This window comes from Candidatus Erwinia dacicola (assembly GCF_001756855.1).
GTDB classification, from domain to species: domain Bacteria; phylum Pseudomonadota; class Gammaproteobacteria; order Enterobacterales; family Enterobacteriaceae; genus Erwinia; species Erwinia dacicola.
This window is the reverse complement of record NZ_MAYS01000005.1, coordinates 1-2369: the sequence shown is the minus strand read 5'-3', so window position 1 is coordinate 2369 and position 2369 is coordinate 1. Positions and strand designations below refer to the sequence as shown.

Here is a 2369-nt window from a genome sequence, read left to right as displayed (position 1 = left end):
ACAACTGATGGAAATGGAAGCGACTGGAGCACCTCAAAAGCACCATTATACACTAAATCAGTAAGTTGGTAGCATTACCAATTTTTGAACATGAATCATAAGATATTTTATTCAGATAGTGATAGATATCCATCAGCATACTGTCTGAAAAAGCCTAGATCTTTATAGCATAGTTGCTTTCTTAACCGAATGCCATTGCTTAGGCACCTAGGTGCTGGTGGCGAACGTTACGCGCGCGCTGGATATCGGCAGCGGCAGTGGTTTAATTGCCCTGATGCTGGCGCGGCAGCGCGGCTGGCATCTGAGTTTTCGCACGGACGTGTCTGATAACGAGACGCGGCCACCTAACCGTATGCTGCTGGCGCTCTCCCCGCAAGCCGGTGAACAGCTGCTGGACTGTATGACCATTCGCTGGCCGGACCAACAGTACTCCGAAGCGCACTGTAGCCTGACCCGCAATTTCTATCTGTTCCGCTAATTAATCGTTCAGCTGCGGCTGCAGAATGGTCGGAAGCGCTTCATCCAGCTCTTCCGGATAATCCAGCGTATAGTGCAGTCCGCGGCTCTCTTTGCGCGCCATTGCGCAACGGACCATCAGTTCGGAGACCTGAACCAAGTTACGCAGCTCCAGCAGGTTATTGGAGATGCGGAAATTGGCATAATATTCGTCAATCTCCTGCTGCAGCGTGTTGATGCGGCGCAGGGCGCGCTCAAGGCGTTTGGTGGTGCGCACAATCCCGACGTAGTCCCACATAAATAGCCGCAGCTCGTGCCAGTCATGCTGGATCACCACGCGCTCGTCCGAATCATCGACCCGGCTTTCATTCCACGCAGGTATCCCCTCCACCATCGGCACGTCCGGCAGACGACGATTGATATCTTCGGCGGCTGACCAGCCGTACACCAAGCACTCCAGCAGCGAGTTTGAGGCTAGTCGGTTAGCGCCGTGCAGGCCGGTGTAACTGACCTCACCGATGGCATACAGGCCGCTGAGATCGGTGCACCCCTGACGATCGACCATCACACCGCCGCAGGTGTAGTGCGCGGCAGGCACAATCGGAATCAGCTGCTTCGTCAGGTCAAAGCCGAGCGTCAGCAGCTTCTCATAAATGGTGGGGAAATGGGCGCAGATAAAGTCCGGCGGCTGGTGGCTGATGTCCAGATACATGCAGTCAGCGCCGATCCGCTTCATCTCATGGTCAATCGCCCGCGCCACGATATCACGCGGGGCCAGCTCGCCGCGCGCATCGAAGTCAGGCATAAAGCGCGTGCCATCAGGACGTTTAAGTACGGCCCCTTCACCGCGCAGCGCTTCGGTCAGCAGAAAGTTGCGTGCGTCCGGGTGGAACAGGCAAGTTGGGTGGAACTGATTAAACTCAAGGTTGGCGACGCGACAACCTGCACGCCAAGCCATCGCGATACCATCACCGGAGGCGACGTCCGGGTTGGTGGTGTATTGATAGACTTTCGCCGCGCCGCCAGTGGCCAGCACCACGGCGCGGGCGCTGCCAGTTTCCACCGCTTCACGCTTGCGGTTCCAGATATAGGCACCGACCACGCGGCGCTCGCCCGGAAGCCCGATTTTATCGGAAACAATCAGGTCAACGGCGTTACTGCGTTCAATCAGCTTAATATTAGGGTGGCTTAGCGCTTGGCTGACCAGCGTCGTTTCCACGGCTTTGCCGGTGGCGTCGGCGCTGTGCAGGATGCGGCGGTGGCTGTGTCCGCCTTCACGCGTCAGGTGATAGCGCTGTTCATTGTTTACCGGGGTGTCTTTATCAAACAGCACGCCGTTGTTGATTAGCCACTGCACGCAGTGACGGGCGTTGCTGGCGATAAAGGAGACAGCCTCACGCTCGCACAGGCCGCCGCCGGCGGTCAGCGTGTCTTCCACGTGTGATTCGATGCTGTCAGTTTTATCAAACACGGCGGCAATACCGCCCTGAGCATAAAACGTAGAGCCTTCACTGACCGGGCCTTTGCTCAGCACGGTGACCTGATGTTTTTCAGCCAGCCGTAACGCCAGCGAAAGGCCTGCTGCGCCGCTGCCAATAATCAACACGTCACAGCTGTAATCGGAAGAGAGAGTCATGTTGTTTAATTTACTAAACAGGTTGTTTGCTGAGCATAGCACTCAAATTAACCAAGCAAGAAGGCTTTTTATCGACCACTATCAAGAGTGGGAGCCAAATCAAAAAAGTATTCGTCACAAAAACGACATCTTTTTGAAAAATTCGCGTAAGAGGGCGTTTAATATTACGAACGTTCACTTATTATCGTGATTATAGGAGCATTGTTGAATAAATGGAGATTATGCTGCGATCCCATAAAAACAGCGAGCATCCATAACATAAAATCAGTAGGTTACA

General features: G+C 54.3%; 1 protein-coding gene and 1 pseudogene. One reads left to right on the top strand and one right to left on the bottom strand.

Annotated elements, in window-relative coordinates; all coding sequences use genetic code 11:
* Positions 1-280: 280 nt before the first annotated feature.
* Positions 281-478: pseudogene (locus BBW68_RS00110) on the top strand (tRNA(1)(Val) (adenine(37)-N(6))-methyltransferase TrmN); the annotation flags it as partial.
* Here the strand turns inward: BBW68_RS00110 and nadB are convergent.
* A complete protein-coding gene (nadB, locus tag BBW68_RS00105) occupies positions 479-2092 on the bottom strand; it encodes an L-aspartate oxidase (RefSeq protein ID WP_070133499.1) in 1614 nt (537 codons plus the stop codon).
* Positions 2093-2369: the final 277 nt, after the last annotated feature.

Bases quoted from the DNA above. Each gene is read 5' to 3' on its own strand.
- nadB (WP_070133499.1), bottom strand. From the start codon at position 2,092: ATGACTCTCTCTTCCGATTACAGCTGTGACGTGTTGATTATTGGCAGC.